General features: G+C 69.6%; 1 pseudogene. It reads left to right on the top strand.

Going from position 1 to position 1,163, the window contains the following annotated elements:
- Positions 1-1,163, top strand: a pseudogene (locus tag ABZT03_RS44650) (alpha-1,4-glucan--maltose-1-phosphate maltosyltransferase); the annotation flags it as partial.

Here is a 1,163-nt window from a genome sequence, read left to right as displayed (position 1 = left end):
CGGCTGGCGGCGGCGTTGACGCCGGAGGTGGACGCGGTGCTGGCGCGGTATCCGCTGCGTGAGTACGTGAGCGCGTCGGCGTCGCGGGAGTTGCTGGTGGAGCGGGAGCGGGCGTTGTACGGCGCCTGGTACGAGTTCTTCCCGCGTTCGGAGGGCACCGCGGAGCAGCCGCACGGCACGTTCCGTACCGCGGCCCGCAGGCTGCCGGCGATCGCCGGGATGGGTTTCGACGTCGTGTATCTGCCGCCGGTCCACCCGATCGGCACGACGTTCCGCAAGGGCCGCAACAACACCCTGTCCGCGTCGGCGGAGGATGTCGGGGTGCCGTGGGCGATCGGTTCGCCGGAGGGCGGCCACGACGCGGTGCACCCGCGGTTGGGCACGATCGAGGACTTCGACTGGTTCGTCGGGCAGGCCCGCGGGCTGGGGCTGGAGATCGCCCTGGACTTCGCGCTGCAGTGCTCCCCGGACCATCCGTGGGTGCTCAAGCATCCGGAGTGGTTCCACCACCGGGCCGACGGCACGATCGCCTACGCGGAGAACCCGCCGAAGAAGTACCAGGACATCTACCCCATCGCCTTCGACGCCGACATGGACGGCCTGGTCGCGGAGACCGTGCGGGTGCTGCGGTACTGGATGGAGCACGGGGTGCGGATCTTCCGGGTCGACAACCCGCACACCAAACCGGTGGTGTTCTGGGAGCGGGTGATCGCCGAGATCAACGGCGCCGACCCGGACGTCATCTTCCTGGCCGAGGCGTTCACCCGGCCCGCGATGATGCACACCCTCGCGCAGATCGGCTTCCAGCAGTCGTACACCTACTTCACCTGGCGCACCACCAAGCAGGAACTCACCGACTACCTGAGCGACCTGTCGGGGGAGTCGGCCGCCTACATGCGGCCCAACTTCTTCGTCAACACCCCCGACATCCTGCACGCCTACCTCCAGCACGGCGGCCGGCCCGCCTTCGAGGTCCGCGCCGTGCTGGCCGCGACCCTCTCCCCCACCTGGGGCATCTACAGCGGCTACGAACTGTGTGAGAACGCGCCCCTGCGCGAGGGCGGCGAGGAGTACCTCGACTCCGAGAAGTACCAGCTCAGGCACCGCGACTGGGACGCCGCCGAACGCGCCGGCCGCACCATCACCCCCCTCATCACCCGGCT

It is taken from the genome of Streptomyces sp. NPDC005574, from assembly GCF_040605435.1.
Lineage (GTDB): Bacteria > Actinomycetota > Actinomycetes > Streptomycetales > Streptomycetaceae > Streptomyces.
The sequence above is the reverse complement of the archived record's forward strand: the minus strand, read 5'-3'. Positions and strand labels throughout refer to the sequence as shown.